The sequence below is a fragment of the Ancalomicrobiaceae bacterium S20 genome (assembly GCA_040269895.1).
Taxonomy (GTDB): Bacteria; Pseudomonadota; Alphaproteobacteria; order Rhizobiales; family Ancalomicrobiaceae; genus Methyloraptor; species Methyloraptor flagellatus.
On record CP158568.1, the window covers coordinates 1,832,921 to 1,859,412 of the forward strand.

Genomic DNA, 26,492 nt, shown 5'->3' on the forward strand with positions numbered 1-26,492 from the left:
TCGAGGTCCGAAGCATCGGACGAAGGGACGGCCGGACGGCCGGGATCGGTCAGCGCTGACTTAGAGCGGCCTCCGATCGGATGGGATCGGATGCCGCTCCAGCCTATTTGTAAACGCAAGCCTTTTCCGATCGGAGTGAATCACTCCGATCGGGCCTTGCTCTAATGGCTCGGCCGCGCGCCGGCAACCGCTTCGGCGACGGCCAGCGGCGAGCCGCCTCATGCCTCGCGGAACGCCACGGCTATGCCGTGCGCGGCCGCAGCCGGCACGACGAGTGCGCCGAGCCGATCGGCGACGTCGAAACCGCCGGCGATCAGCTGCGCGGCGGCATCGCCGAACCGGTCGACCTTGATCACGATCGCCCCGAACATCAGGGCGTCCGGATCGGCGGGCAGGTTCTCCGCGCCGTACCAATGACGGAACGCGACCGGGGTCAGGCAGCTCACCACGCCGCGAGGCGTGGCGATCGACAGGCCGCGGCCGGTGGCGTGGATCTCGCGCTCGCCGGTGAAGGCCGACAGGAAGGCATGGTGATCGGCCGGATCGCGCGCCACCAACACGACCTCGGCGAGGCCGGTCGCGGAATTGGCGTGCGCCTGGTAGTCCGGATTCCAGAAGTTTTCCGGGTGGATCTGCCGGCAGGTGAAGAAGCCGGCGTCCCGCTCCGCGCGCGGACCGGTGAAGGCCAGGCTGAAGGCGACGTCGCGCGGCTCGCCGTCGGGCGTGATCGCGGTGCGGGCGAAATCGAAGCGCCGGTAGGTCGTCAGGCCGTGCGCGCGGAAGTTCTCGATATCGCCGTCGGTGTCCTGCGATTCGAGCACGAGCATCGACATGCCTTCGCGGCGCTTGAGGAAGTCGCGGTTGAAGGCGCCGAAGGAGAAGTTCGCGCCGCGCGCGGCCGCGATCTTCTCCGGCGCCGCGACCGACAGGATCTCCAGGAACGAGCCCGGAAACTGTACGAGCCGGTTCGCCGTGCCCCAGGGGTGTTCGGCGCGCGGCGTCAGGGTGAAGCCCATGCGGGCCCAGGTCTCGGCGCCGGCGTCGAGATCGCGCACCGCGAGGACCAGATGGTCGATGCCGCGCGGCGTCCAGAACGGGGCTTGCACGGCGGCGAGTTCGGCACTTGCGCGGGCCATCGGGCGCCTCCGCTTCGAGAAGTCGTGTTGTCGCAGGTGCGCCCCGGGATCGAGGCGGCGGTCGGGTCGAGGGAGCCTCGTCCGCGGCACCCAGTCGCCGTTGTTCAGCGCCGTATCGGGCGCCGCAATCAGGTCGCGAGCGCGGCGGCGTTGACGATGCCGCCGACCAGCGACGCGGCGGCGAGCAGCGTGCCGGTCGCGGCTTCGTTGCGCGTGATGCGGGCCGAGACGTCACGGATCATGAGCAGGCGGAAGAACCAGTAGATACCGACCTGAACGACGAGAGCGATCACGCCCCACATCAGGAATTCGAGCACTGTCCGCGTGTTGAGGATCAGTGCCGCGATCGGCAGCGTGTAGCCGATCAGGCTGCCGGAAAAGGCGACCGCGGCGGAGAAGTTGCCGTCGCGGATCAGCGCGAGCTCGTCATGCGCGGTCGTCCAGGTGTAGACGGCGGCATAGATCGCGATCAGGCCGAGCGACAGGCCGACGTAAAGCAGGAACGGCCCGAAACCCTGCAGGCTCTCGGTCAGATGCGCGAAGTCCATGCCGTCACCTCCCCGGCTCGAACGGAACCGTCTCGTTCGTAGCCCAGATGCGTGACGGGCTCAATGCGATCGCGCGTCGGCAGACGAGAAGCGCGGCGCCGGCCGCCGCGCGTCCGTCGATCCCTCACACCAACCGGCTCTGCACGATCGCCGCTTCGACGAAGCTGCGGAACAGTGGGTGCGGCTCGAAGGGGCGGCTCTTCAGTTCCGGATGGTACTGCACGCCGACGAACCACGGATGGTCGACGAGTTCGACCGTCTCCGGCAGCACGCCGTCGGGCGACATGCCGGCGAAGCGCATGCCCTTGGCCTCGAGGCGATCGCGATAGGCGATGTTGACCTCGTAGCGGTGGCGATGGCGCTCGGAGATCTGGCTCGCGCCGTAGATCTCGGCGATCTTCGAGCCCGAGGCGAGATGCGCACGGTAGGCGCCGAGGCGCATCGTTCCGCCGAGGTCGCCGCCTTCGACGCGCCGCTGCAGCTCGTTGCCCTGCACCCATTCGGTCAGCAAGCCGACCACCGGCTCCTCGCAGGGGCCGAATTCGGTCGAGCTCGCGTTCGAAACGCCGGCGAGACTGCGGGTCGCCTCGATCACGGCCATCTGCATGCCGAAGCAGATGCCGAAATACGGGATGCCGCGCTTGCGGGCATAGCCGGCCGCGGCGATCTTGCCCTCGGTGCCGCGCTTGCCGAAGCCGCCGGGCACGAGGATGCCGTGCACATGCTCGAGAAACGGCGCCGGATCCTCCTGCTCGAAGATCTCCGACTCGATCCAGTCGATGTTGACCTTGACCTTGTTGGCGATGCCGCCGTGGGTCAGTGCCTCGATCAGCGATTTGTAGGCGTCCTTGAGGCCGGTGTACTTGCCGACGACGGCGATCGTGACCTCGCCTTCCGGGTTCTTGATGCGGCTGGAAATCTCCTGCCAGCGATCGAGATTCGGCGCCGGCGCATCGTGGATGCCGAAGGCGGCGAGGACTTCGTCGTCGAGGCCTTCGCGGTGATAGGCGATCGGCACGTCGTAGATCGACGCGACGTCGAGCGCCTGGATCACGGCGGAGGGGCGCACATTGCAGAACAGCGACAGCTTCTTGCGCTCGCCCTCGGGGATCTCGCGATCGGCGCGCACCAGGAGGATATCAGGCTGAATGCCGATCGAGCGCAGTTCCTTGACCGAGTGCTGGGTCGGCTTGGTCTTCAGCTCGCCCGCGGCCGGGATCCACGGCATCAGGGTCAGGTGGATATAGACCGCCTGACCGCGCGGCAGATCGTTGCCGAGCTGGCGGATCGCCTCGAAGAACGGCAGGCCCTCGATGTCGCCGACCGTGCCGCCGATCTCGACCAGCACGAAGTCGAAATCCTCGTTGCCGGTCAGCACGAAGTCCTTGATCGCGTCGGTGACGTGCGGAATGACCTGGACCGTGCCGCCGAGGTAGTCGCCGCGGCGCTCCTTGGTGATGATGTCCTGATAGATCCGGCCGGTCGTGATGTTGTCCTGCCGGTTGGCCGGACGCCCGGTGAAGCGCTCGTAGTGACCGAGGTCGAGATCGGTCTCCGCGCCGTCATCGGTCACGAAGCATTCGCCGTGTTGATACGGCGACATCGTCCCCGGATCGACGTTCAGATAGGGGTCGAGCTTGCGAAGCCGGACCTTGTAGCCGCGTGACTGGAGAAGCGCTCCGAGGGCCGCAGACGCAAGCCCCTTGCCGAGCGAAGATACCACGCCGCCGGTGATGAAAACGTACCGCGCCATGGGCCTCGACCATAACAAGAGCGCCCCCGATTCGCAGGCGCGAAAAACGGGGTGCGCAACAAAAATTGGGGATGGACCGCGAGGGGACCCGCGGCGCCGTTCGGATCGGATCGGCGTGCCCGCGTTCGGGCGCGGCACGCCGGATGTCTACGCTTGGATCACTGAGCCGCGGGCTTGTCGGCCTGCGGCGCCGGAGCCGGGGCTTCGGCAGCGGGCGCGGCCGGAGCGGGAGCGGCCGGAGCCTGCGCCGCGGGGGCCGCCTCGGTTGCCGGAGCGGTCGACTGCTGTTCGGACGCCGCCGGTGCCGGCGCCGGAGCGGCCGGAGCCGGGATGGCCGGGGTCTGGGCAGCCGGAGCAGCGGGCGCCGGAGCGGGCGCAGCCGGGGCCTGGGCCGCAGGCGCAGCGGGCGCCGGAGCCGGGGTAGCCGGAGCCGCGGCGCCGGGCTGGCCGCCGCGCTGCATCTGCTGCAGCTGGTCGAGGATGCCGCCCTGGCCGGTGCCGAGCGCCGGCTGGTTGCCCGCCGGACGCGCCGCGCCGCCGGCCGGAGCCGTCTGGCCCGGCTGGTCGAGGATCGACGACGGCCGCTCGACGCCGTTCTTGGCGAGCAGCGCCAGCACCATCGAGGTGACGAAGAAGCCGGTGCCGAGGATCGCCGTCATCCGGGTCAGCGCATTGGCGGTGCCGCGGTTCGACATGAAGCCGCCGCCACCGCCCACGCCGAGCGCGCCGCCCTCGGACCGCTGCAGCAGGACGACGCCGACGAGCGCGGCGACGATCATCAGGTGAATGACGATGATGACGGTTTCCATCGATCCGTCCGATCCGTTTCTCTCATGGCCGACCGGCGCGCCGGACCCGTTCGGTCCGGCGCTGCCTCGATCCGGGCGTGCATATGGGGCGCCGCGGGCCGCGACGCAATTCGGCCGGCGTCTTACACGATCGGCGCACGCGGCGCCACCCCGTCGGGACGAGACCTGCGCTGTCGCGGCGATCCGGCCTCGCTCCGCGGCCTCATCCGCGCGGCGCGGCGGCTGCAATCGCGAGGAAATCCGCCGCGGTCAGGCTCGCGCCGCCGACGAGCGCGCCGTCGACATTCTCGACCGCGAGCAGCTCGGCCGCGTTCGACGGCTTCACCGAGCCGCCATAGAGAATCCGGATCCTGTCGCCGATCGCGGCGCCATAGCGGTCGACGAGCTTGCCGCGGATCAGGTCGTGCACCTCGGCGACATCGTCGACCGTCGGGGTCAGGCCGCTGCCGATCGCCCAGACAGGCTCGTAGGCGACGACGAGTGTCTCGGGCGTCGCCTCGTCCGGCAGCGAGCCTTCGAGCTGATCGACGATCACCGCGAGGGTGCGGCCGCCGCGCCGCTCCTCGGCGGTTTCGCCGATGCAGAGCACCGCGACGAGGCCGGCCCGGCGGGCGGCCATCGCCTTGGCCTTGACCACCGGATCGCTCTCGCCATGGTCCGAGCGGCGCTCGGAATGGCCGACGATCACGAACTCGGCGCCGGCATCGCGCAGCATCTCGGCCGAGATGTCGCCGGTGTGCGCCCCGCACGGCTTCACATGGCAATCCTGGCCGCCGAGCCGGACGCCGGTGCCGCCAGCGCGCATTCGGAACGCGCCGAGCAGCGTCGCCGGCGGACAGACCAGGAGATCACAGCGCGCCTGCAGATCAGCGTCATAACCGGAAGTCATCAAGTCGAACTCCCGACCGGAGGCGGCCGTGCCGTTCATCTTCCAGTTTCCCGCGATCAGCGGCTTCATGTTCTTCTCCGATCCCATGGCTCGAGCGGCACTCCGCTAACAGAAGAATCGGTCCGCGAGCAATCGTACCAATGTGCGGTGCGGCAAATTTCAACGAGGAAGCTGGCGCGAGTGCAACAACAGTCGCGAGATCCACCATTCCTTCAAGAAATTGCACTTGGAGAACACGGCCGGACGGGGCCTTTGGGGACCGTCCCGGCGCGTCGCAGCGTCGTTCCGACGGCTTGTTCCGTCACGCTCCGGCCATCGCGCGGCCGCGCTTCGGTGGCATCGGCGGAGCCGGTCGATGACGAGCCGCTCTGTCGGCTTGCTCTCCGGGGTCGTGGTTCCTATGATCCGCGCCTCTCGCGACGGCCGCTCACGCGCGCCGTCCTCATCCCTATTCGTGTTCGGTGTTCCGCTCGATGCTCGACGTCCTGCGCCGCGGCGCTTCCACCTGGGTCTCCAAGCTTCTCCTCGGCCTGCTCATCGTCAGCTTCGCGGTCTGGGGCATCGCGGACGTGTTCCGCGGCTTCGGCAGCAACACGATCGTCAGCGTCGGCAGTCGCGACATCACCGCCCAGGACTTCGACTTCGCCTATCGCCGCGAACTCGACCGCATCTCGCAACAGGTCGGCCGGCCGATCAGCCGCGAGCAGGCGCTCGCCTTCGGCATGCCGAGCCAGATCCTGTCGCAGCTCGTCCAGGACGCGACCTTCACCGAGCAGGCACGCCGGCTCGGCATCGGCGTCTCGAACGCCGGCGTCGCCGACCAGATCCGCGCCGATCCGGCGTTCCAGACCGGCGGCAAGTTCGACCGCGCGATGTTCTCCGAGCTCCTGCGCCGCAACGGCTGGACCGAGGACACCTATATCGTGACCGCGCGCGACGCGGCCAAGCGCCAGCAGCTCATCCAGGGGCTGATCGGCGGCATGGCGGCGCCGAAGACCATGCTGGAGGCGACCAACCAGTTTCTCAACGAGGAGCGCAAGGTCGCGTATGTGGTGCTGCCGCCATCGGTCGTCGGCACGATCGACCCGCCGTCGGACGCCGATCTCGCCAAGTACTACGAGGACAAGAAGGGCGGCTTCCGGGCGCCGGAGTACCGCGACTTCGCGGTGCTCGTGCTCGATGCCGCCTCGATCACCAAGGCGTCCGACGTCACCGACGACGACGTGAAGGCCGAGTACGAACGCCAGAAGAGCCGCTACACCCAGCCGGAGCGCCGGCGGGTCGACCAGCTCGCCTTCGACAAGCCCGAGGACGCCGCCGCCGCGGCCGATCGGATCAAGGCCGGCACGCGCTTCGACGAGATCGTCAAGGAAAAGAACCTGAAGCCGGAGGACATCGACCTTGGCCTCCTGCCGAAGGACGGTTTCCTCGATCCGGCGGTCGCCGACGCCGCCTTCGCGCTCGCCAAGGCCGGCGACGTCTCCGCGCCGGTCAAGGGCCGGTTCTCGACCGTGCTCGTGCGTCTCGCCGACGTGAAGCCGGCCGGCTCGAAGTCGCTCGACGAGGTCAAGGACGAGCTGCGCGCCGGCCTCGCCAAGGCGCGCGCCGAGGACGAGGTCGGCCAGCGTCGCGCGCAGATCGAGGACGCGCTCGCCGGCGGCGCCAAGCTCGCCGACATCGCCAAGCGCTTCGACATGAAGATCGTGCAGACCGGCGATGTCACCCGTGACGGCAAGACCACCGACGGCAAAGAGCTGACCGGCTTCCCCGAGGTGCCGCGCATCCTGCGCGCCGCCTGGGAGAGCGACGTCGGCGTCGAGAACGAGCCGATCGCCTACGGCCAGAACGGCTACATCTGGTACGAGGTCAGCGCGATCAAGCCGGCGCACGACCGGCCGCTCGACGAGGTCCGCGCCGACGTCGTCGCGCGCTGGATCGCCGAGCAGACCAAGCAGCGCCTGGCGCAGAAGTCGGTCGAGATGGTCGCCGCGATCCAGGGTGGCAAGACGATCGAGGAGGTCGCCACCGCGGCGGGGCTCAAGGTCGAGACCGCCGAGAAGGTCAAGCGCACGCCGGCGCTGCCCGCGCTCGGCGAGTCGGCCACCCAGGTCGCCTTCGAGGGACCGGAAGGCCACGTCGGCACCGCCAACGGGCCGAACGACAGCCGCATCGTGCTGAAGGTCACGGGCGTCGAGGCGCCGGTGTTCTTCGCCGAGGCGGAGGATCTGAAGACCCCCGCGCACGACCTCGAGGCCTCGGTCCGCGACGCGATGCTCGACCAGTACCTGCGCTATTCGCAGAGCCAGTTGCTCGGCTCGGTCAACAGCGCCGTGCTCCAGCGCACTATCGGTGCGCCGACCCGGAACTGAGGACCGCGACGATGCGCATCGAACCGTCCGAGGAGGCCTTCGCCGCGATCCACGACGCCGGTCGGCCGACCGTCGTTTGGACGACGCTGGTCGCCGATCTCGAGACGCCGGTCTCGGCCTACATGAAGCTCTGCGGGACGCGCGACCACTGCTTCCTGCTCGAATCGGTCGAGGGCGGCGCCGTGCGCGGCCGCTATTCGATGATCGGGCTCGATCCGGATCTCGTCTTCCGCGCCCGCGGCGAGGCCGGCGAGGTCAATCGCCGCTTCGCCACCGACCGGGACGCCTTCGAGCCGATCGAGGGCAAGAGCCTGGAAGCGCTGCGCAGACTTCTCAAGGAGAGCGAGTTCGCGCTGCCCGAGGGTCTGCCGCCGATGGCGGCCGGCATGTTCGGCTATCTCGGCTACGACATGGTCCGCCAGATGGAGGAGCTCGGCCAGCCGAAGAACGAGGGCCTCGGCCTGCCGGATTCGATCATGGTCCGGCCGCGCACGATCCTCGCCTTCGACGCGGTCAAGGACGAGATCACCGTCGTGACGCAGATCCGGCCGCAGCCGGGCGTGTCGGCGCGCGAGGCCTATGCCCGCGCGGTCGACCGGCTGACCGACGTGGTCGAGGCGCTCGACCGGGCCGTCGACAAGACACCCTACGAGGGCGCCGAACTGGCGCTCGACGTGCCGATGGTGTCGAACACCAGCGAGGCGGAATTCGCGCGCATGGTCGGCCGCGCCAAGGAGTACATCGCGGCCGGCGACATCTTCCAGGTGGTGCTGTCGCAGCGGTTCGAGGCGCCGTTCGCCCTGCCCGCCTTCGCGCTCTACCGGGCGCTCAGGCGCGTCAATCCGGCGCCGTTCCTCTACTTCCTCGACTTCGGCGCCTTCGCGGTCTGCGGCTCGTCGCCGGAGATCCTGGTCCGGGTTCGCGACGGCGACGTCACGATCCGGCCGATCGCCGGCACGCGCCGGCGCGGCGCGACGCCGGCCGAGGACAAGGCGCTCGCCGAGGAACTGCTCGCCGATCCGAAGGAACTGGCCGAGCACCTGATGCTGCTCGATCTCGGCCGCAACGATGTCGGCCGCGTCGCGGAGATCGGCACGGTGCGCGTCACCGACAAGTTCTTCCTCGAGTACTACAGCCACGTCATGCATATCGTGTCGAACGTGGTCGGCCGGCTCGACACCGCCAACCACGATGCGCTCGATGCGCTCGCGGCCGGCTTCCCGGCCGGCACGGTCTCGGGCGCGCCGAAGGTGCGCGCGATGGAGATCATCGACGAGCTGGAGACCGACAAGCGCGGCATCTATGCCGGCACGGTCGGCTACTTCTCCGCCGACGGCTCGATGGACACCTGCATCATTCTCCGCACCGCGATCGTCAAGGACGGCAAGATGTACGCCCAGGCGGGCGCCGGCATCGTCGCCGACTCGGTCGCGGCCTCGGAGAACCTGGAATGCGTGAACAAGGCCAAGGCCCTGTTCCGCGCGGCCGAAGAGGCGGTACGCTTCGCCTCGGCCTCGCGACGGGGACAATAAGGGCGATGGCGATGCACAGGAACGCGATGCTCGGCGAGCGATGGTGAAGCGGGGTCGACCGGCAATCGAAACCCGTTGAAGACGGCGCGCAAATGATCCCGCGCCCTCGCCTCTCGAAGAGAAGATCGCTTCCATGTTTCTCGTCATCGACAACTATGACAGCTTTACCTACAATCTCGTCCACTACATCGGCGAGCTCGGCGCATCGCTGAAGGTCGTGCGCAACGACAAGATCTCGGTCGACGAGATCATCGCGCTCGACCCGGAAGGCATCGTGCTGTCGCCGGGGCCCTGCACGCCGACCGAGGCCGGCATCTGTCTCGAGGTGATCGAGCGGCTGGGCGCGACCATGCCGATCTTCGGCGTCTGCCTCGGCCATCAGGCGATCGGCCAGGCCTACGGCGGCAAGGTGATCCGCGCGCCGCATCTCATGCACGGCAAGACCTCGACCATCCACCACGACGGCCGCGGCGTGTTCCGCGGGCTCAACAACGACTTCACGGCGACGCGCTACCATTCGCTGATCGTCGAGCGGGCGAGCATGCCGGCCTCGCTCGTGCCGGTGGCGACCAGCGAAGACGGTCTGGTGATGGGGCTCATGCATGTCGAGCACCCGATCCATGGCGTGCAGTTCCATCCGGAATCGATCGCCAGCGAGCACGGTCATCAGATCATCAAGAACTTCCTCGACATCGCTCGCGACTACAACGGCCGGCACCGCGGCCGGCCGGTCGCGGCCTGATCGGACCGATCGAGACAAACGGGGCGAGACATGTCCGAACTCAGAACTCTGATCGGCAAGGTGGCCGGGGGCCAGTCGCTGAGCCGCGCCGAAGCGCGCGCCGCCTTCGACGTGATGATGTCCGGCGAGGCGACGCCGGCCCAGATCGGCGGCTTCCTGATGGCCCTGCGCGTGCGCGGCGAGACCGTCGAGGAGATCACCGGCGCCGTCGAAGTGATGCGCGCCAAGATGTTGCGCGTCGAGGCGCCCGACGGCGCCATCGACATCGTCGGCACCGGCGGCGACGGCTCCGGCAGCTACAACGTCTCCACCGCCTCGGCCTTCGTGGTCGCGGCGGCGGGGGTGCCGGTCGCCAAGCACGGCAACCGCGCGCTGTCGTCGCGCACCGGGGCGGCCGACGTGCTGATGGCGCTCGGCGTCAAGATCGACATCGGGCCGGATCGGATCGCGGCATGCGTCCGCGAGGCCGGGCTCGGCTTCATGTTCGCGCCGGCGCATCATTCCGCGATGAAGCACGTCGGTCCGGCGCGCGTCGAACTCGGCACGCGCACGATCTTCAACGTGCTCGGCCCGCTGTCGAACCCGGCGGGCGTCAAGCGGCAGATGACCGGCGTCTACATGAAGGCGCTGGTCGAGCCGATCGCCGCGGCGCTCGGCCAGCTCGGCGCCGAGCGGGCGTGGGTCGTGCACGGCTCCGACGGGCTCGACGAGATCACCACGACGGGCGTCAGCCATGTCGCCGAATGGACCGGCACGGAGGTGCGGCTCTTCGACGTGTCGCCGACCGAGGTCGGGCTCGCGGTCGCCAACCCCGACGACCTGAAGGGCGGCGACAGCACGCGCAACGCCGAGGCGCTGCGCGGCGTGCTCGACGGCAAGCCCTCGGCCTACCGCGACACGGTGCTGATGAACGCCGGCGCGGCACTGGTCGTCGCGGGCAAGGCTACGAGCCTGAAGGAAGGCGTCGAACGGGCGGCCGACGCGATCGACACTGGCGGGGCGCGGGCCCGGCTCGATGCGCTGATCCTGGTCTCGAACCGCTGAGCACCCCGATGACCGACATCCTGAAGAAGATCGAGCTCTACAAGCGCGAAGAGATCGCGGCCGCCAAGGCCGCGGTGCCGCTCGCCGAGATCAAGGCGCGCGCCGCCGACCAACCGGCACCGCGCGGCTTCGCCGCCGCGCTGAAGGCCAAGCATGCGGCCGGGCAGTTCGCACTGATCGCCGAGATCAAGAAGGCGAGCCCGTCCAAGGGCCTGATCCGCGCCGACTTCGACCCGCCGGCGCTCGCTTGCGCCTATGAGGCCGGCGGTGCCGCCTGCCTGTCGGTGCTGACCGACACGCCGTCGTTCCAGGGCCGGCCCGAATATCTGACCGCCGCGCGCGCAGCGACTTCGCTGCCGGCGCTGCGCAAGGACTTTCTCTACGACACCTACCAGGTCTACGAGGCGCGCGCCTGGGGCGCCGACTGCATCCTGATCATCATGGCCTCGGTCGACGACGATCTCGCCCGCGCGCTCGAGGCGACCGCCTTCGAGCTCGGCATGGACGCGCTGATCGAGGTCCATGACGAGGCCGAGCTCGAACGCGCATTGACGCTCGCCTCGCCGATGGTCGGCATCAACAACCGCAACCTCAAGACCTTCGAGGTGACGCTCGCGACCTCCGAGCGGCTGGCGCCGATGATCCCCGCCGATCGCGTCATCGTCGGCGAGAGCGGCATCTTCACGCCCGCCGATCTCGCGCGTCTCGCAGCCGTCAGGATCGAGACCTTCCTGGTCGGCGAGAGCCTGATGCGCCAGGACGACGTCGCCGCCGCGACGCGGACGCTGCTTACGCGCTGACATCAGGGCAGAGGCCGGCCGAGGCCTCGCCCATCCGGTCGCGGCGCGAGGCCGACCCGCCGCGACCGCCCGCCGCAGGCAAGCCCCGTGCCGCACGGCACCTCAGCGCGGCGGCGCTGGCGCTTTCGGTACGATCGGCTATCGATCCGTTCCCAACGAGGCGACGGCCCGCATCCGCCGGCCGGTCGCGACAACAAAATCCGGGAGAGACGGATGGCGATGCGCGCCGAAGACACGATCGACCTCCGGACCTGGGCGCACAGGGCGGCCGACTGGACCGCCGACTATCGCGACGGTCTCGACGCCCTGCCCGTCCGGCCGCGCGTGGTACCGGGCTCGATCGCGGCCGAGATCGCGGCCGCGCCGCCCGAGGCGGCCGAGCCGATGGAGGCGATCTTCGCCGATTTCGACCGCGTGATCGCGCCCGGCATGACGCATTGGCAGCATCCGCGCTTCTTCGCCTACTTCCCCGGCAACGCGGCGCCCGCCGCCGTGGTCGCCGAGATGCTGGTCGCCGGCATGTCGGCGCAATGCATGCTCTGGCAGACCTCGCCGGCGGCGACCGAACTCGAAACGCGCGTACTCGACTGGCTGCGGCAGGCGCTCGATCTGCCGGCGACGTTCCAGGGCGTGATCCACGACACGGCCTCCTCGGCGACGCTCGCCGCGGTACTGACCATGCGCGAGCGCGCGCTCGGCTTCACCGGCAACGCGACCGGCCTCGCCGGCGGGCCGCGGCTCCGGATCTACGCCAGCGGCGAGGTGCATTCCTCGATCGACAAGGCCGTCCGCATCGCGGGCATCGGCGAGGACAATCTGGTCCGCGTGCCGACCGCCGGCCCGACGCGCGGCATGGACCCGACCGGGCTCGAAGCCGCGATCGCCGCCGACCGCGCGGCCGGGCACAAGCCCGCCGGCATCATCGCCTGCGTCGGCGGCACCAGCGTCGGCGCGCTCGACGACGTCACCGCAATCGCCGCGATCGCGAACCGCGAGGGCTTGCATCTGCACGTCGATGCCGCCTGGGCCGGCGCGGCGATGATCTGCCCGGAGTTTCGGCCGCTCTGGGAGGGTGTCGCCGCGGCCGACAGCGTGGTGATGAACCCGCACAAGTGGCTCGGCGCGCCGTTCGACTGTTCGACCTATTTCGTCCGCGCGCCGGGAGATCTGGTGCGGACGCTGGCGATCCATCCGGAATACCTGAAGACCTACGGCCGCGACGGCATGGTCAACTATTCGGAGTGGTCGATCCAGCTCGGCCGGCGGTTCCGGGCGCTGAAGCTCTGGTTCCTGATCCGCGCCCACGGGCTCGAAGGCCTGCGCGCGATGATCCGCGACCATGTCGCCTGGAGCCGCGATCTCGCCGCCCGGCTCGGTGCCGAGCCGGATTTCGAGATCGTCACGGAACCGATGCTGTCGCTGTTCACCTTCCGCCATCTCAGCGCAGCGGATGGCGCGGCCGACGCGCATAATCTGGCGCTGGTCGAGGCGATCAACGACGACGGCCGCACCTACCTGACCCAGACCCGCGTCGACGGCCGCATCGCGATCCGCCTGCAGGTCGGCTCGTTCCAGACCACGGCGGCGGATCTCGACATCGCCTTCGAGGCGATCACCGAGATCGCGCGCCGGCTCGACAGCGCGACTACCGTCACCGAACCGCTTTCGCGCGCCCGGACGGCCGGCTAGATTGCCGCTCACGCGAGGACGACACCAAAGCGCGGCAGCCCGACCGGAGACATGGTTTGACGGCGAAACTCACCCATCTCGATGAGACCGGCGCCGCCCACATGGTCGATGTCGGCGACAAGGCCGTGACCAGCCGCACGGCGGTCGTCAGCGGCCATGTCGCGATGTTGCCGGAGACGCTGGCGCTGATCCGCGCCGGCCAGGCCAAGAAGGGCGACGTGATCGCGACCGCGCGCATCGCCGGCATCATGGCGGCCAAACGCACCCATGAGTTGATCCCGCTCTGCCATCCGCTGCCGATCTCCAAGGTCTCGATCGAGATCGAGCCCGACGACGCTCTGCCCGGCCTTGTCGTGACCGCGACCGTCAAGGTCTCCGGCCAGACCGGCGTCGAGATGGAAGCGCTGACCGCCTGCTCGGTCGCCTGCTTGACCATCTACGACATGGCCAAGGCCGTCGACCGCGGCATGGTGATCGGTGACATCCGCCTGCTCACCAAGACCGGCGGCAAGTCCGGCGACTGGCACGCGGAGGCCTGATGGCGGGCGCGCCCACCTCCCCGAAGTCCGAGCTGCTCGCCATCGCCGACGCGCAAGCCCGGCTGCTCGACGGCGTCGCGCCGGTCGAGGCCGAGACCGTCGCGCTCGCCGAGGCCAACCGGCGCGTGCTGGCGGAAGATCTGGTCGCCACGCGCACGCAACCGCCCTTCGCCGCCTCCGCGATGGACGGCTACGCGGTCCGCCACGCCGATCTGGCGCTCGACGTCGCGCTCCGGCTCGTCGGCGAGGCGCCCGCCGGCCGCGCCTTCGCCGGCACCGTCGACGCGGGCGAGTGCGTCCGCATCTTCACCGGCGCCCCATTGCCGGCCGGCGCCGACACCGTGCTGATCCAGGAAGACGCCGCGGTCGCGGCCGATGGCGGCATCAGGCCGACCGAGATCCCGGCGCCCGGCCGCAACGTGCGCGCCGCCGGTCTCGATTTCGCCGCCGGCGACCGGCTGCTGCGGGCCGGACAGCGGCTCGACTATCGCGCGCTGGCGCTCGCCGCCGCGATGAACCATGCGACCATCCCCGTGCGCCGCCGGCCGCGGGTCGCGATCCTGGCGACCGGCGATGAGCTGGTCGAGCCGGGTGCGACCCCGCGCCCCGACCAGATCGTCGCCTCGAACGCCCATGCCATCGCGGCGTTGGTCGAAGATCTCGGCGGCACGCCGCTGCCGCTCGGCATCGCACCGGACCGGGCGGACGTCATCGCCGCCCGCGCCGTCGCCGCCGTCGAGGCGCGCGCGGATGTGCTCGTCACGCTCGGCGGCGCGTCGGTCGGCGACCATGATCTCGTGCAGCGCGCGCTCGCCGGCGAAGGGCTTCAACTCGGCTTCTGGAAGATCGCGATGCGGCCCGGCAAGCCGCTGATGTCGGGTCGGCTCGGGCCGACGCGCGTGCTCGGCCTGCCGGGCAATCCGGTGTCGAGCCTCGTCACCGCGATCCTGTTCCTGAAGCCGCTCCTGCGGGCGCTGCTCGCCGAGCCGACGCTGTTCGATCCCGAGCGCGAGGCGATCCTGGCCGGCGATCTCAAGCCGAACGACCGGCGTCAGGACTACCTGCGTGCCCGCATCGTCGACTGGCGCGACGGCCTGCCGGTGGTCGAGCCGCTCGCCCTGCAGGACTCCTCGATGCTGTCGAGCTTCGCCGCCGCCGATTGCCTGATCGTCCGGCCGCCGAACGCGCCCGCTCTCGCCGCCGGCGCCGGTTGCCGCATCGTTCTGCTCGGCTGAGCGCCTTATTCGACGGAATTTCCTATTTCGGCGATCGTTCCCGTTTTCACCTTTACGGTTCCTTCACTCTTGTGGAACATCAAGGGAACGTGTAACGTGAGTTCGTGATTTGTACCCGCTCTGCTCGGCCCAACAGGATCCTGAGCGGCGGGTCCAGATGGAACCGCACGTTGCACGCCGCAACGTTCGAGCGGCGGTCCTTCGGGATTGCACCGCCCGGTGCGGATCGAGGACCGAGGACGACGAGGGGCGCACCGATGCTGACGCGCAAGCAGTTCGAACTGCTGATGTTCATCCATGAGCGCCTGAAGGAATCGGGCGTGCCGCCGTCCTTCGACGAAATGAAGGACGCCCTCGATCTGAGGTCGAAGTCCGGCATCCATCGGTTGATCACGGCGCTCGAGGAGCGCGGCTTCATTCGCCGCCTGCCGAACCGGGCGCGGGCGCTCGAAGTGCTGCGGCTGCCCGATTCGGTCGCGCCGAGCCTCGCCTCGCCGCGCGGGGGCGCGGCTTTGCCCCGGCCGTCGTCGAGGGCGGTCTCGGCAAGCCGAAACCCGCACCCAACCTCGCGCCACCGCCGCCGGTCGCCGAGGACCGTCCGGGCGTCGTGTCGATCCCGGTCATGGGCCGGATCGCCGCCGGCACGCCGATCTCGGCGATCCAGACCTTCAGCCACAGCGTGCCGATGCCGGCCGACATGCTCGGCAGCGGCGAGCACTTCGCCCTCGAGGTGCGCGGCGATTCGATGATCGAGGCCGGCATCCTCGACGGCGACACCGTCGTGATCAAACGGGCCGACGCGGCCGATACGGGCGACATCGTCGTGGCGCTCGTCGACGACGAGGAGGCGACGCTGAAGCGGCTGCGCAAGCGCGGCGGCACGATCGCGCTCGAGGCCGCCAACCCGGCCTACGAGACGCGCATCTTCGGACCGGACCGGGTCAAGATCCAGGGCCGGCTGATCGGGCTCGTGCGGCGCTATTGAGCGCCGTGCCGGCCTCGCCTCGGCCCGCGATAGGCACGGATCAGGGCTCGACCGGAGAAGGCGGCGGGGCGGCCTGATCGGGCGGCTCCGGCCCGCCCTCGGAGTTGGAATGCTCGTCGGGTGCAGTCGGGTCGATCGCCGGATCGGCCGTCCTCGCCCGGACTGCGTCGTCGCGAGCGGCGGCGATCATGGCGGCGCGGGCGTCGATCGGGGTCCAGGGGCGCGGCGCCGGGCCGAGGCTGGTACGGATCGACGGCCGGCGCGGATCGTCGGTCCAGTCGAGCGCGACGGCGCCGGTGCGAGCGAGCATCAGGCGATCGATCACTAGGGCATGGTCGGCGCAGGCGGGCGGCGCGACCAGCGCCGTGATGACGATGGCGGCGAGCCGGCAGTCCTCGTCGAAGGCGCGCGGGTCGCGCACGACCGAGATGGTGACGGGGGGCCCCGGCGTGGTTTCGATAGCGGGCGCGATGGCGCTTTCGATGCCGGGATTCGGTTCGGTCTCGGCCGCCCATCGCGTTTCGGCCGAGGGCGCGACGATGTCGGCCGGAGCTGCGATGGCGGCCGCGGCTCCGAGAGAGCTGGATGATACGGTTTTCGATGGAGCGGCGTACGCTGCTGCCGGCCTTCGGACCCAGCGATAGGCGCAGCCGAGTTTGTCGCAGGTCCAGCCGTCCGCAAGGCCCGCGTGACCGGGTTTGCGCGGGTCGCCATCGGCGGAGAGAAAGTTCGCGACTTCGAAGGCATCGCGGCGGTCGGCCAGCACCGCGAGGCGACCGTCGGGACCACGGATTGCGATCGTGCCGGCGCGGGCGGCAACGATCAGATCGGGCCGCGGCCCCATGAGGGCGAGCCCCAGCGACAGGAAGGCCGGGAGAATGCCGAACAGCCTGAGGCGTGTGCGCCAGAACGACAGCCAGAGCACGGCGAGCACGCCGACCGGCGCCGTCCAGGGATGGACCGCGCCGATCAGTCCCTCACCGCCCGGCCAGTTCGAGACGATCCGGCCGACCGCGACCATGTAGTCGATCCCGAGCCCCATGATCGCGAGCGGCAGCGGATCGAGACCGAAGGGCATCGCCAGCAGGGCGAGACAGGCGGCCGGCATGACGACGAGGCCGACCGAGGGCAGGACGACCATGTTCGCGACGAGGCTGTAGGGTGCGCCGCGATAGAAGGTCTGCGCGATCACCGGCGCGGTCGCCACGCCCGCGATCAGCGACGAGAAGGCCAGCCCCTCGACATGACGGAGCGCCGAGACGGCGCCCCAGCGCAGGAGGCCGACGTCGCGCCAGTCGCCCGGGCCGGGACGGTCGAGGGCCCGCCACGCATCGTAGCTCGCGACGAGGGTCACGACGGCGAGATAGGACATGAGAAAGCTGGGATCGAGCGCATTGGAAGGATCGAGACCGAGCAGGAACAGCGCCGTCACCGCGACGGTGCGCTGGGTGATGGCAGGTCGATCGAGCAGCACGGCCAGCAGCGCGACCGACAGCATCAGATAGGAGCGCATCGCGGCGACCGCGCCGCCGGAGAGCAGCAGGTACACCGTCGAGGCGAAGAAGGCCGCGACGGCGGCCCATTTCTTGATCGGATAGCGCAGAGCGAGCCGGGGCGACAGCGCGAGCAGGCCCCGCACGAAGGCGATCATGCCGCCGGCGACCAAGGTCATGTGCAGACCGGAGATCGACACGATATGGGTCAGGCCCGAGTTGCGCAGCCAGTCGTTCTCGAGGTTCGGGATCGCGCGCTGCTCGCCGACGATCATGGCGGCCGCGATCGCGCCGCTCGCGCCGGGCAAGGTCGCGCGGATGCGGTCGGCGATCGCGTGGCGCAACTCGGCGACCGGATCGAGGACCGTGCGGGCGAGAAGGCCTCGCTCGCCGGGCTCCAGCCGTTCGACCCGGCCGAGCGCATAGCCATAGGCGCCGCGACCATCGAACCAGGCGCGCCGCGCGAAGTCGTAGCCGCCCGGCAGCACCGGGCCGTCCGGCGGCTTCAGCCGCGCCTTGAAGCGCACACGATCGCCGGCCGCGACCGCGAGGCCGCGCGGGTTCACCGTCGCGGTGATGCGGGTCGGCGTATCGGCGGGGCCGAGGCCACGCGCGGTCATGGTCTCGACCCGCAATGCCAGCCGCAGCGAGCCGCGCTGCGTGGTCTCCAGGCCTTCGACCCGGCCGGTCACGTCGACGGTGCGTTCGCGATCGAGCCGGGGGGCGGCGACCAGCCGGGCCTCGACCGCGCCGGCGAGCACGCCGACCACGAGCGCGGTCGCCGCGAGCAGCAGCCGCGCCTCGCCGCCGCGCCGGCGGGTGAGGATCGCGGCGCCGGCCAGGACGAGCGCCACGGCGCCGAGCGCGGGCGGCCAAGGCTCGCGCGGCAGGTTGAAATAGATCGCCGCGCCGGCCCCGAAACAGGCGACCAGCCAGAGAAAGCCGTGGCCGGCCGCAAACTCGGCGTCGAGCGTGTCGCGAAGCCATGCGATGGCGCGCTCGGGACCGAGCGCGAGCCGGACACGCCAGGCAGGCCGCGGAAACAGGCGGGCCAGCACGCGTCCGCTCCGTCCGCGCCAAGAGGTGGGCGACAGCCCATCGGGCAGCATCGGGTTGCCGCGGCCCGGGCCCACCGCGTCGATTGGTGCCGGCGCGAGCGGCGCACCTGCTCGCCCGGCATCGCGGCCGTCATCGGAGCGAGGCCAGCCTGGAGTGGGGTCGTGGGCAGCGGGATCGTGGGCAATCGGACCACTGGCGGAAGCATCCGGACGCGCGTCGGCCCGCCCGGCGGCGCGCCGCCGGCCGTTGCCGCTTCGCCGAGTGCCCCCGGCCGGCCCGGATCGCGCGGATCGGCGGCCAATCGCCCCTTGCCCCCTTGGTTTTTGCGGTCAGCGTGCTACAGGAACGCGCCTCGCCCGGGATCATCCGCCGCGTTGCGCGCGCATGCAACCCCGACGACCCTCGTCACACGTCCAGGTCGCCACGGCTGTGCCGGCTGGCGGCTCCGGCGCACGTCCATCGGTTCGGCCGGATCCGCGGTCCGGCCGCCTCATCGCCGCACGGCCCTCCCCGAGCGGCGCGCCCCTGATTGGTCCGGTGTTCCCATGTCCGATGTCGTCACCCGCTTCGCCCCCTCCCCGACCGGCTTCCTGCACATCGGCGGTGCGCGCACCGCGCTGTTCAACTGGCTCTACGCCAAGCACACCGGCGGCAAGATGCTGCTCCGGATCGAGGACACCGACCGCGAACGTTCGACGGATGCCGCGATCGAGGCGATCATCGACGGGCTGAAGTGGCTCGGGCTGACCTGGGAGGGCGAGCCGATCTTCCAGTTCGCGCGCGCGAGCCGCCATGCCGAGGTCGCGAATGAGCTGCTCGCTGGCGGCAAGGCCTACAAGTGTTTCGCCACGCAGGAAGAGCTCGAGGAGATGCGCGCGCTCGCCATGGCCGAGGGCCGGCCGCCGCGCTACGACGGGCGCTGGCGCGACCGCGACCCGTCCGAGGCGCCGGCCGGCGCCAAATACGTGATCCGGCTGAAGAGCCCGAACGAGGGCGAGACGGTCGTCGACGACCTCGTGCAGGGCCGCGTCGTGTTCCGCAACGATGTGCTCGACGACTTCGTGCTGCTGCGCTCCGACGGCACGCCGACCTACATGCTGGCGGTCGTGGTCGACGACCACGATATGGGCGTCACGCACATCATCCGTGGCGACGACCACCTGACCAACGCCGCCCGCCAGAGCCAGATCTACGAGGCGATGGGCTGGACGGTGCCGTCGATGAGCCACATCCCGCTGATCCACGGGCCGGACGGCGCAAAGCTCTCCAAGCGCCACGGCGCACTCGGCACCGATGCCTATCGCGCGATGGGCTATCTGCCGGCGGCGCTGCGCAACTATCTGGCCCGGCTCGGCTGGAGCCATGGCGACGACGAGATCTTCTCGACCGAGCAGGCGGTGGCGTGGTTCGAGGTCGGCGACATCAACAAGGGTCCGGCCCGGTTCGACTTCGCCAAGCTCGAAAACCTGAACGGCCACTACATGCGCGCGGCGCCGGATGCCGAGCTCCTGGCGGCGCTGGTCGATCTGCTCGACCACATCCCGGAGGGGGCGGCGCTGAAGCCGCTGTTCACCGAGACCGTGCAGGCGCAGATCCTGAAGGCCATGCCGGGCCTCAAGGAGCGGGCGAAGACGCTGGTGGAGCTGCTCGACGGTGCGCGCTTCATCTTCGCAACGCGGCCGTTGCCGATCGACGAGAAGGCCGCGGCGCTGCTCGACGCAGCCGGCAAGACGACCCTCGCCGGATTGCTGCCGCGGCTCGAGGCGATCGAGGCCGCTGCGTGGTCGGCCGCGACCACCGAGGCCGCCGTCCGCACCTATGCCGAGGAAACCGGGCTGAAGCTCGGCAAGGCGGCGCAGCCGCTGCGCGCCGCGCTGACCGGCCGCGCGACCTCGCCCGGCATCTTCGACGTGCTCGACGTGCTCGGCCGCGACGAGAGCCTGGCGCGGATCCGCGACGTCGCCTGAGCGGCGCGAAACCAAGTTGCTGACACAACAATGGCCCGTCCGACGCTGTCGGGCGGGCCTTTTGCTTGCCAAGTCGGGGATCCGGTCGCCTCTGTGCGGCGGGAGCTCAGCCGCGGCGCGCCTTCCGGGACGCACGCCAGAGGATCCATTGCCGGCGCCACTGCGGCAGCTCGACCGCATGGCGGAACGGCAGGTAGTCGCGTCGGTCCATCCGGTCGAGATAGGGCTCGACCAGCGCCACCGGCAGGAACGCCGCCGCGGCGGAGGGCGGCACTGCGCCGATCAGCCGCCGCGTCGCGCCGAGATGCCGGCGTGCGACGCCGCGGATCTCGGCGAGCGCAGCGCGCAAGCCGGGGCTGTCCTCGCCCGCGACGATCTGATCGCGCGTGACGCCATGGCCGGCGAAGACGTCCATCGGCAGGAAGATCTGGCCGCGCGAGGCATGGAACGCGAAAGCACGGCAGAGGCCGGTCACCGCATAGGCGACGCCGGCATGGCCGGCCGCGTCGGCGGTGCCAGGGTCGCGCCCCTCGGCGAGAATGATCGCGGCGAGCTGAATGAGCGCCGAGGAGGTGTCGCCGGTATAGCCCTCGAGCTCCGGCACGCTCGGCATCGGATCGTCGTAGAGATCGAAGATGCGCGCATCGATCAACCGGACGAAGGCTTCGACCGGCAGCGAGAAGCGCTCGATCGTGTCGAGCAGTGCAGCGCCGACGGGATGCGCCCGGCCCTCGCCGGCGCGCTCACCCTCGATCACCTCGCGCCACCACTGGCAACGTACCTCGCCGGGCAGCGGATCGGAGACCAGATCGCGGATGCGCGCGATCTCGCCCGCGAAGGCGAGGACCGCATGGACGTGGCGCCGCGCCGCTTCGGGCATGAACAGCGCCGCGAGCCAGCGGTCGCGATCGCGCTCCCTGACCAGCGCTTCGCACTGGGCGTAGACCTCGTTGAGCGCACCGGCCGGATCGGCTGCCATGGTCAGTCGCCTCAATCGACCGCGAGAAGGCCGGCCGCGACGCGGCGCCCCTCGGCGAGCATGACGTTGTAGGTCCGTACGGCGGCGCCGGTCGACATGGTGTCGGCCTGGATGCCGAGTTCGCGAAAGCGCCAGCGGAGCCGCTCCGGGATCGCGCCGATCTCCGGACCGGTGCCGATCAGGCAGAAATCGAGCGTGTCGGCGAGCGCGAAGACCCGTTCATAGGCCGAGGTCGCGGCAAGATCGGCCGGCGTGACCGGATCCCAGGCGAAGATCCCGGTCGGCAGGCACAGGATCGAGCCGCGGTGGCTCATGTCGGCGAAGCGGAAGCCACCACGGCCGTAGGCCTCCACCGGCGCGAGACCCGGGAAGTGCGCCACTTTGACGTCTTCGGCCATGGTCGCCTCCCCGGACGATGCTTGATGGATCACACAACACGCGACAGAACCGCCGCACGGGGCGGCGGTTCCGATGGTCCGGCCGGCGAAATCGCCCTGCCGTGCTTTTCGCGCCTCAGGGCGTGGCGGGCTTGGCGACGTCCGTGCCCGGCTTCTTCGCCTTGGACGGCTTCTTGTCGCCGTCCGCATCGCCGGGACGCAGGTGCAGGAAGATCAGCAGCGGCGCCGAGACAATGATCGACGAATAGGTGCCGATCACGATGCCAAACACCATGATCATGTTGAACCCGCGCAGCGCATCACCGCCGAAGAGCAGCAGCGAGAGTGCGGCGATGAACACGGTGATGGCGGTGACGATCGTGCGCGACAGCGTCTGATTGATCGACAGATCGATCAGCTCGTCGACCGGCATCTTCTTGTACTTGCGCAGCATCTCGCGCACGCGGTCGTAGATGACCACCGTGTCGTTCAGCGAATAGCCGACGATGGTCAGGACCGCGGCGAGGATCGGCAGATCGAAGGAGATGTGCGTCCAGGCCATGAAGCCGAGCGTCAGCGCGACGTCGTGGATCGTGGTCAGGATCGCACCGACGGCGAACTGCCATTCGAAGCGGAACCACAGATAGGCCAGGATCAGGAGCAGCGACAGCACGACCGCGATGGCAGCGTCGCGGCGCAGGTCGGCCGAGACCGCCGGGCCGACGACTTCCGTCCTGCGGAACTCGTAGGCGTCGCCGAGCACGTCGCGGACCTTGCCGATCGCCGCCTGCTGCGCCTGTTCGCCGCCCTCCTGGTACCCGATGCGGACGAGGGCGTCCTCCGGGCCGCCGAACGACTGGATCTGCACCTCGCCGATATGCAGGGCCTCGATCTTCTGGCGGATGGCATGGGTGTCGGCCGGACCGGTCTTCGAGCGGACCTCGATCACCGTGCCGCCGACGAAATCGATGCCGTAGTTGAAGCCGAACACGGCCCAGCCGGCGAGCGACGAAACGACCAGGATCAGCGCGAGCGGGAACGTGACCCGCCGCCAGGACATGAACGGGATCTTGGTTCCGTCCGGAATGAGACGAAGGAGCTTCATGGGTCGCTTGTCTCCCGATCAGAGCGGAACGCGCGTCGGGCGCACGTAGCGATACCAGAGCGCGATGATCATGCGCGTCACGGTGACCGCGGTGAAGAAGGACGTCATGGTGCCGATGATCAGCGTCAGGGCGAAGCCCTTGATCGGACCGGTGCCGAAGAAGAACAGCACGGCGGCGGCGATGACGTGGGTGAGGTTGGTGTCGGTGATCGTCGCGATGGCGCGCTGATAGCCGGTCTGGATCGCCGAAATCGCCGAGGCGCCGGCGAGCTGCTCCTCGCGGATGCGCTCGTAGATCAGCACGTTGGCATCGACCGCCATGCCGACCCCGAGCACGATGCCGGCGATGCCGGGCAGCGTCAGCGTGGCGCCGAAGCTCGACAGGATGGCGAGCGTGAACATCACGTTGATCACCACGGCCACATTGGCGAACATGCCGAGCAGGCCGTAGTTGAGCACCATGTAGAGCGCGACGCCGGCCGTGCCGATCACGGCGGCGAGCGCGCCGGCGCGGATCGAATCGGAGCCAAGGCCCGGACCGACCGTGCGTTCCTCGACGATGGTCAGGTTCGCCGGCAGCGCGCCCGCGCGCATCAGGAGCGCGAGGTCGTTGGCCGACTGCACCGTGAACGATCCCGAGATCTGGCCGGAGCCGCCGCGGATCGCATCGCGGATGACCGGATAGCTCAGCACGTCCTTGTCGAGCACGATCGCGAAGGGGCGACCGACGTTCTGCTCGGTGATGGTCGCGAACTTCTGCGCTCCGGAGGTGTTGAAGCGGAAGCTGACGATCGGCTCGTTGGTGTTCGGCGCGAAACCGGCCTGCGCGTCGACCAGTTCTTCACCGGTCAGCATGGCGCGGCGCTGCACCACGACCGGGACCGGCGGGTTGTCGCGCGTATAGAGCACGTCGGTGTCGCCGGCGCGGGCGGACTGCGCGGCTTGCGGGCCGACGCCCTCGACCATGTGGAAGGTCAGGCGCGCGGTCTGCGCGAGAATCGACTTGAGGCGGCCGATGTCCTGCAAGCCCGGCACCTGCACGAGCAGGCGGTTCGAGCCCTGGCGGGCGATCAGCGGCTCGGTCGTGCCGAGCTGGTCGACGCGGCGGCGGATGACCTCGATCGACTGCTCGACCGCGCGGCGGGCGCGGTATTCGAGACCGGCGTCGGTCAGCTGCAGGCGGAACAGGCCGCCGTCCTGCTGCTGCACCTCGACATCGACGATGCGCGTGCCGGTAAAGACGCTGTCGGTGACCGGCTGCGCCAGCTCCCTGAGCTTGGTCGCGGCATTGTCGGCCTGGGCGGCGTCGGTCACGCGGACCTGCACGCCATTGCCGGAGATGCCGAGGCCGGTATAGCCGATCTTGGCCTCGCGCAGCACGCGGCGGATGTCGTCACGCAGCACGTCGAGCCGGTCCTTGACCAGCGAGGCGGTGTCGACCTCGAGCAGCAGATGCGCGCCGCCCTGAAGATCGAGGCCGAGCGTCATGGTCCGCTGCGGCATCCAGGACGGCAGGCTCTTCAGCGTGTCCTTGGACAGGAAATTCGGCACGGCCAGGACGAGGCCGGCGAGGCACGTCAGCGTGATGGCGATCAGCTTCCAGCGGGAAAAGTACAGCATGGACCTCGTCCGTCGGCCTGTCGCAGGCGGTTCGCGCGCGCGGACCGCTCCCGAACAGAGGGCGTCCCGACCGATCCCGGGACCGCGACCCCTGCCCTATCTCATGAGGCGCGGCGGCGAACCCGCCGGCGCCGGTCCGGTGCGACCTCGGCCGCACCCGGCTTCGTCACTTCGCGTCCTTGGCGTCCTTGGCCGCGTCCTTGACCGGCTCGCCCTTGGCGCGGACCTCCGAGATGGTCGAACGGACCACCTGGACCTTCACGCCCGGCGCGATTTCGACCTCGACCTCGGCATCGGCGGTCTTGGAAACCTTGCCGATGATGCCGCTCGACAGCACGACGGTGTCGCCGCGACGGATGTTCGCGATCAGCTCCTGATGCTTCTTCATCTGCTGGCGCTGCGGCCGGATGATCAGCACGTACATGATCACCAGGATGAAGACGAAAGGCGCCAGCGAGATCAGCATTTCCGACCCGGCCGGGGCGGCGGCCCCGGCTTGGGCGTAGGCAGGGGTGACGAACATCCGGAACTCCTCGTTGGCGTCGGCGCGACGGCGCGACGCAACCGAAAGGGATAGGATCGGGCGGGACCGCATCGCGGCGGGCGGGTCACGCCTTCGCGAATGTCACGCCCTCGCCGCGCCGGGAAGAACCCGTCGCGAAGGCGCGCGGACTATAGCGACCGGCGACCCGAATGCAAATGGAACGCGCGTGTCGGGGTTTCCAGTCCCGGCCGCGCTGAAACCGGCTCCTTCCACGGGCTGGACCTCGTCCGAGCGCGACGCATCCGCGCCCTGCGGCCCGATGGCGTTCTCAGTGCCGGCATCGCCGTGCTAATGCGGCACAGGCCGCGCGGAGCGCCGCCGAGAGATACGGAAACGTTGCGACCATGGCCGATATGCCCGCCCCCGCCCCCGCCGACTTCGCCCTCCTCGCCGCCAGGCTCGACGCGCTCGTCGCCCTGGTGGCGCGCGCCGTGCCGCCCGCGCCGGCGCTGCCGGATTTCGACGCCGCCGACGCCTTCGTCTGGCAGCCGGTCGGCGCCGTCCTGCAGCCGGTGCGCCGGGTCGCGCGCGTCGAGATGATCCTCTTGCAGGGTATCGACCGCGCCCGCGACATCCTGATCGACAACACCGAGCGCTTCGCCCGCGGCCTGCCGGCCAACAATGCGCTGCTGTGGGGCGCGCGCGGCATGGGCAAGTCGTCGCTGGTCAAGGCCGCGCACGCGACCGTTAACCGCCGGCTCGCGGCGCAGGCGCTCGGGCCCTTGAAACTCGTCGAGATCCACCGGGAAGACATCGAGAGCCTGCCGGTGCTGATGGGGCTGCTGCGCGACAGCGCCCACCGCTTCCTGCTGTTCTGCGACGACCTCTCCTTCGACGCCGACGACACGTCCTACAAGTCGCTGAAGGCGGTGCTCGAGGGCGGCATCGAGGGGCGGCCGGCGAATGTCGTGTTCTATGCGACCTCCAACCGTCGCCATCTGCTGCCGCGCGACATGATGGAGAACGAGCGCTCGACGGCGATCAATCCCGGCGAAGCGGTCGAGGAGAAGGTCTCGCTGTCCGACCGCTTCGGCCTGTGGCTCGGCTTCCACAAGTGCAGCCAGGACGATTATCTCGCCATGGTCAGGGGTTACGCCCGTCACTTCAACCTCGCGATCGAAGACGAGACACTCGTGCGCGACAGCCTGGAATGGGCGACGACGCGCGGCGCGCGCTCGGGGCGCACGGCCTGGCAATATATTCAGGATCTGGCCGGGCGGCTCGGGGCGCGGCTGGAGGACTGAGCGCGATCCGGCGAAGCGCGTGTCCGGCTGGACC

Annotated in this window: 21 protein-coding genes and 1 pseudogene; 11 read left to right on the forward strand and 11 right to left on the reverse strand. The window is 69.9% G+C overall.

From position 1 onward, the window contains the following. Positions 1-218 precede the first annotated feature (218 nt). From ABS361_08445 to tpiA, 5 genes are all read right to left on the reverse strand, one after another. Positions 219-1,136, reverse strand: coding sequence for a VOC family protein (locus tag ABS361_08445; GenBank protein XBY46236.1), 918 nt, complete (start codon positions 1,134-1,136; stop codon positions 219-221). Positions 1,137-1,264: 128 nt separating this feature from the next. Continuing rightward, positions 1,265-1,684 carry a DUF350 domain-containing protein gene (locus tag ABS361_08450; GenBank protein ID XBY46237.1) on the reverse strand — a complete coding sequence of 140 codons (420 nt, stop codon included), beginning with the start codon at positions 1,682-1,684 and terminating at the stop codon, positions 1,265-1,267. Between the two features lie 124 nt (positions 1,685-1,808). Next, positions 1,809-3,437: a CTP synthase gene (locus ABS361_08455; GenBank protein ID XBY46238.1), complete on the reverse strand. Its 1,629-nt coding sequence runs from the start codon at positions 3,435-3,437 to the stop codon at positions 1,809-1,811. Between the two features lie 158 nt (positions 3,438-3,595). After that, positions 3,596-4,246, reverse strand: a complete 651-nt coding sequence (gene secG / locus ABS361_08460; GenBank protein XBY46239.1) for a preprotein translocase subunit SecG — start codon at positions 4,244-4,246, stop codon at positions 3,596-3,598. A gap of 202 nt (positions 4,247-4,448) precedes the next feature. Then, positions 4,449-5,204 (reverse strand): triose-phosphate isomerase, encoded by a 756-nt coding sequence (tpiA, locus tag ABS361_08465; GenBank protein XBY46240.1) that lies wholly within the window; start codon positions 5,202-5,204, stop codon positions 4,449-4,451. A 404-nt stretch (positions 5,205-5,608) separates the two neighbouring features. Here tpiA and ABS361_08470 point away from each other — a divergent pair, with 404 nt between their 5' ends. From ABS361_08470 to lexA, 9 genes and pseudogenes are all read left to right on the forward strand, one after another. Continuing rightward, the gene (locus ABS361_08470; protein ID XBY46241.1) at positions 5,609-7,504 is read left to right on the forward strand and encodes a SurA N-terminal domain-containing protein; all 1,896 of its coding nucleotides are present in this window, start codon (positions 5,609-5,611) and stop codon (positions 7,502-7,504) included. 11 nt (positions 7,505-7,515) lie between these two features. After that, entirely contained in the window at positions 7,516-9,036 is a 1,521-nt protein-coding gene (trpE, locus tag ABS361_08475; GenBank protein XBY46242.1) for an anthranilate synthase component I, read from the forward strand. A 133-nt stretch (positions 9,037-9,169) separates the two neighbouring features. Beyond that, positions 9,170-9,778: an aminodeoxychorismate/anthranilate synthase component II gene (locus ABS361_08480; protein XBY46243.1), complete on the forward strand. Its 609-nt coding sequence runs from the start codon at positions 9,170-9,172 to the stop codon at positions 9,776-9,778. 30 nt (positions 9,779-9,808) lie between these two features. Continuing rightward, positions 9,809-10,822 (forward strand): anthranilate phosphoribosyltransferase, encoded by a 1,014-nt coding sequence (gene trpD / locus ABS361_08485; protein XBY46244.1) that lies wholly within the window; start codon positions 9,809-9,811, stop codon positions 10,820-10,822. Positions 10,823-10,830: 8 nt separating this feature from the next. Further along, complete coding sequence (trpC, locus tag ABS361_08490; protein ID XBY46245.1) at positions 10,831-11,622, forward strand: indole-3-glycerol phosphate synthase TrpC; 792 nt, start codon at positions 10,831-10,833, stop codon at positions 11,620-11,622. 213 nt (positions 11,623-11,835) lie between these two features. Continuing rightward, the gene (locus ABS361_08495) at positions 11,836-13,311 is read left to right on the forward strand and encodes a pyridoxal-dependent decarboxylase (GenBank protein XBY46246.1); all 1,476 of its coding nucleotides are present in this window, start codon (positions 11,836-11,838) and stop codon (positions 13,309-13,311) included. A gap of 56 nt (positions 13,312-13,367) precedes the next feature. Further along, positions 13,368-13,850 carry a cyclic pyranopterin monophosphate synthase MoaC gene (gene moaC, locus ABS361_08500; GenBank protein XBY46247.1) on the forward strand — a complete coding sequence of 161 codons (483 nt, stop codon included), beginning with the start codon at positions 13,368-13,370 and terminating at the stop codon, positions 13,848-13,850. Then, complete coding sequence (gene glp, locus ABS361_08505; GenBank protein XBY46248.1) at positions 13,850-15,085, forward strand: gephyrin-like molybdotransferase Glp; 1,236 nt, start codon at positions 13,850-13,852, stop codon at positions 15,083-15,085. Before moaC ends, glp begins: the two co-directional genes overlap by 1 nt. Positions 15,086-15,342: 257 nt before the next feature. Further along, positions 15,343-16,070: pseudogene (gene lexA / locus ABS361_08510) on the forward strand (transcriptional repressor LexA). Between the two features lie 40 nt (positions 16,071-16,110). On the opposite strand, the gene ABS361_08515 reads toward lexA, so the two are convergent. Beyond that, positions 16,111-18,621, reverse strand: coding sequence for a ComEC/Rec2 family competence protein (locus tag ABS361_08515; protein XBY46249.1), 2,511 nt, complete (start codon positions 18,619-18,621; stop codon positions 16,111-16,113). A gap of 546 nt (positions 18,622-19,167) precedes the next feature. Between ABS361_08515 and gltX the strand changes: the two genes are divergently transcribed. Further along, positions 19,168-20,589 carry a glutamate--tRNA ligase gene (gene gltX, locus ABS361_08520; protein XBY46250.1) on the forward strand — a complete coding sequence of 474 codons (1,422 nt, stop codon included), beginning with the start codon at positions 19,168-19,170 and terminating at the stop codon, positions 20,587-20,589. A 106-nt stretch (positions 20,590-20,695) separates the two neighbouring features. On the opposite strand, the gene ABS361_08525 is transcribed toward gltX, so the two are convergent. From ABS361_08525 to yajC, 5 genes are all read right to left on the reverse strand, one after another. Next, positions 20,696-21,568 (reverse strand): phytoene/squalene synthase family protein, encoded by an 873-nt coding sequence (locus ABS361_08525; GenBank protein ID XBY46251.1) that lies wholly within the window; start codon positions 21,566-21,568, stop codon positions 20,696-20,698. An 11-nt stretch (positions 21,569-21,579) separates the two neighbouring features. Beyond that, positions 21,580-21,966, reverse strand: a complete 387-nt coding sequence (locus ABS361_08530; GenBank protein ID XBY46252.1) for an MTH938/NDUFAF3 family protein — start codon at positions 21,964-21,966, stop codon at positions 21,580-21,582. 115 nt (positions 21,967-22,081) lie between these two features. Beyond that, positions 22,082-23,050, reverse strand: coding sequence for a protein translocase subunit SecF (gene secF, locus ABS361_08535; protein XBY46253.1), 969 nt, complete (start codon positions 23,048-23,050; stop codon positions 22,082-22,084). 18 nt (positions 23,051-23,068) lie between these two features. Further along, positions 23,069-24,670: a protein translocase subunit SecD gene (secD, locus tag ABS361_08540; protein XBY46254.1), complete on the reverse strand. Its 1,602-nt coding sequence runs from the start codon at positions 24,668-24,670 to the stop codon at positions 23,069-23,071. Between the two features lie 166 nt (positions 24,671-24,836). Continuing rightward, the gene (gene yajC, locus ABS361_08545; protein ID XBY46255.1) at positions 24,837-25,193 is read right to left on the reverse strand and encodes a preprotein translocase subunit YajC; all 357 of its coding nucleotides are present in this window, start codon (positions 25,191-25,193) and stop codon (positions 24,837-24,839) included. Between the two features lie 365 nt (positions 25,194-25,558). Between yajC and ABS361_08550 the strand changes: the two genes are divergently transcribed. After that, a complete protein-coding gene (locus ABS361_08550) occupies positions 25,559-26,458 on the forward strand; it encodes an ATP-binding protein (protein XBY46256.1) in 900 nt (299 codons plus the stop codon). Positions 26,459-26,492 lie beyond the last annotated feature (34 nt).

Excerpts from the sequence above, each read along its gene's own strand:
- ABS361_08445 (XBY46236.1), bottom strand. The coding sequence starts at position 1,136 with ATGGCCCGCGCAAGTGCCGAACTCGCCGCCGTGCAAGCCCCGTTCTGG.
- ABS361_08450 (XBY46237.1), bottom strand. The coding sequence starts at position 1,684 with ATGGACTTCGCGCATCTGACCGAGAGCCTGCAGGGTTTCGGGCCGTTC.
- ABS361_08455 (XBY46238.1), bottom strand. The coding sequence starts at position 3,437 with ATGGCGCGGTACGTTTTCATCACCGGCGGCGTGGTATCTTCGCTCGGC.
- secG (XBY46239.1), bottom strand. The coding sequence starts at position 4,246 with ATGGAAACCGTCATCATCGTCATTCACCTGATGATCGTCGCCGCGCTC.
- tpiA (XBY46240.1), bottom strand. The coding sequence starts at position 5,204 with ATGAAGCCGCTGATCGCGGGAAACTGGAAGATGAACGGCACGGCCGCC.
- ABS361_08470 (XBY46241.1), top strand. The coding sequence starts at position 5,609 with ATGCTCGACGTCCTGCGCCGCGGCGCTTCCACCTGGGTCTCCAAGCTT.
- trpE (XBY46242.1), top strand. The coding sequence starts at position 7,516 with ATGCGCATCGAACCGTCCGAGGAGGCCTTCGCCGCGATCCACGACGCC.
- ABS361_08480 (XBY46243.1), top strand. The coding sequence starts at position 9,170 with ATGTTTCTCGTCATCGACAACTATGACAGCTTTACCTACAATCTCGTC.
- trpD (XBY46244.1), top strand. The coding sequence starts at position 9,809 with ATGTCCGAACTCAGAACTCTGATCGGCAAGGTGGCCGGGGGCCAGTCG.
- trpC (XBY46245.1), top strand. The coding sequence starts at position 10,831 with ATGACCGACATCCTGAAGAAGATCGAGCTCTACAAGCGCGAAGAGATC.
- ABS361_08495 (XBY46246.1), top strand. The coding sequence starts at position 11,836 with ATGGCGATGCGCGCCGAAGACACGATCGACCTCCGGACCTGGGCGCAC.
- glp (XBY46248.1), top strand. The coding sequence starts at position 13,850 with ATGGCGGGCGCGCCCACCTCCCCGAAGTCCGAGCTGCTCGCCATCGCC.
- gltX (XBY46250.1), top strand. The coding sequence starts at position 19,168 with ATGTCCGATGTCGTCACCCGCTTCGCCCCCTCCCCGACCGGCTTCCTG.
- ABS361_08525 (XBY46251.1), bottom strand. The coding sequence starts at position 21,568 with ATGGCAGCCGATCCGGCCGGTGCGCTCAACGAGGTCTACGCCCAGTGC.
- ABS361_08530 (XBY46252.1), bottom strand. The coding sequence starts at position 21,966 with ATGGCCGAAGACGTCAAAGTGGCGCACTTCCCGGGTCTCGCGCCGGTG.
- secF (XBY46253.1), bottom strand. The coding sequence starts at position 23,050 with ATGAAGCTCCTTCGTCTCATTCCGGACGGAACCAAGATCCCGTTCATG.
- secD (XBY46254.1), bottom strand. The coding sequence starts at position 24,670 with ATGCTGTACTTTTCCCGCTGGAAGCTGATCGCCATCACGCTGACGTGC.
- yajC (XBY46255.1), bottom strand. The coding sequence starts at position 25,193 with ATGTTCGTCACCCCTGCCTACGCCCAAGCCGGGGCCGCCGCCCCGGCC.
- ABS361_08550 (XBY46256.1), top strand. The coding sequence starts at position 25,559 with ATGGCCGATATGCCCGCCCCCGCCCCCGCCGACTTCGCCCTCCTCGCC.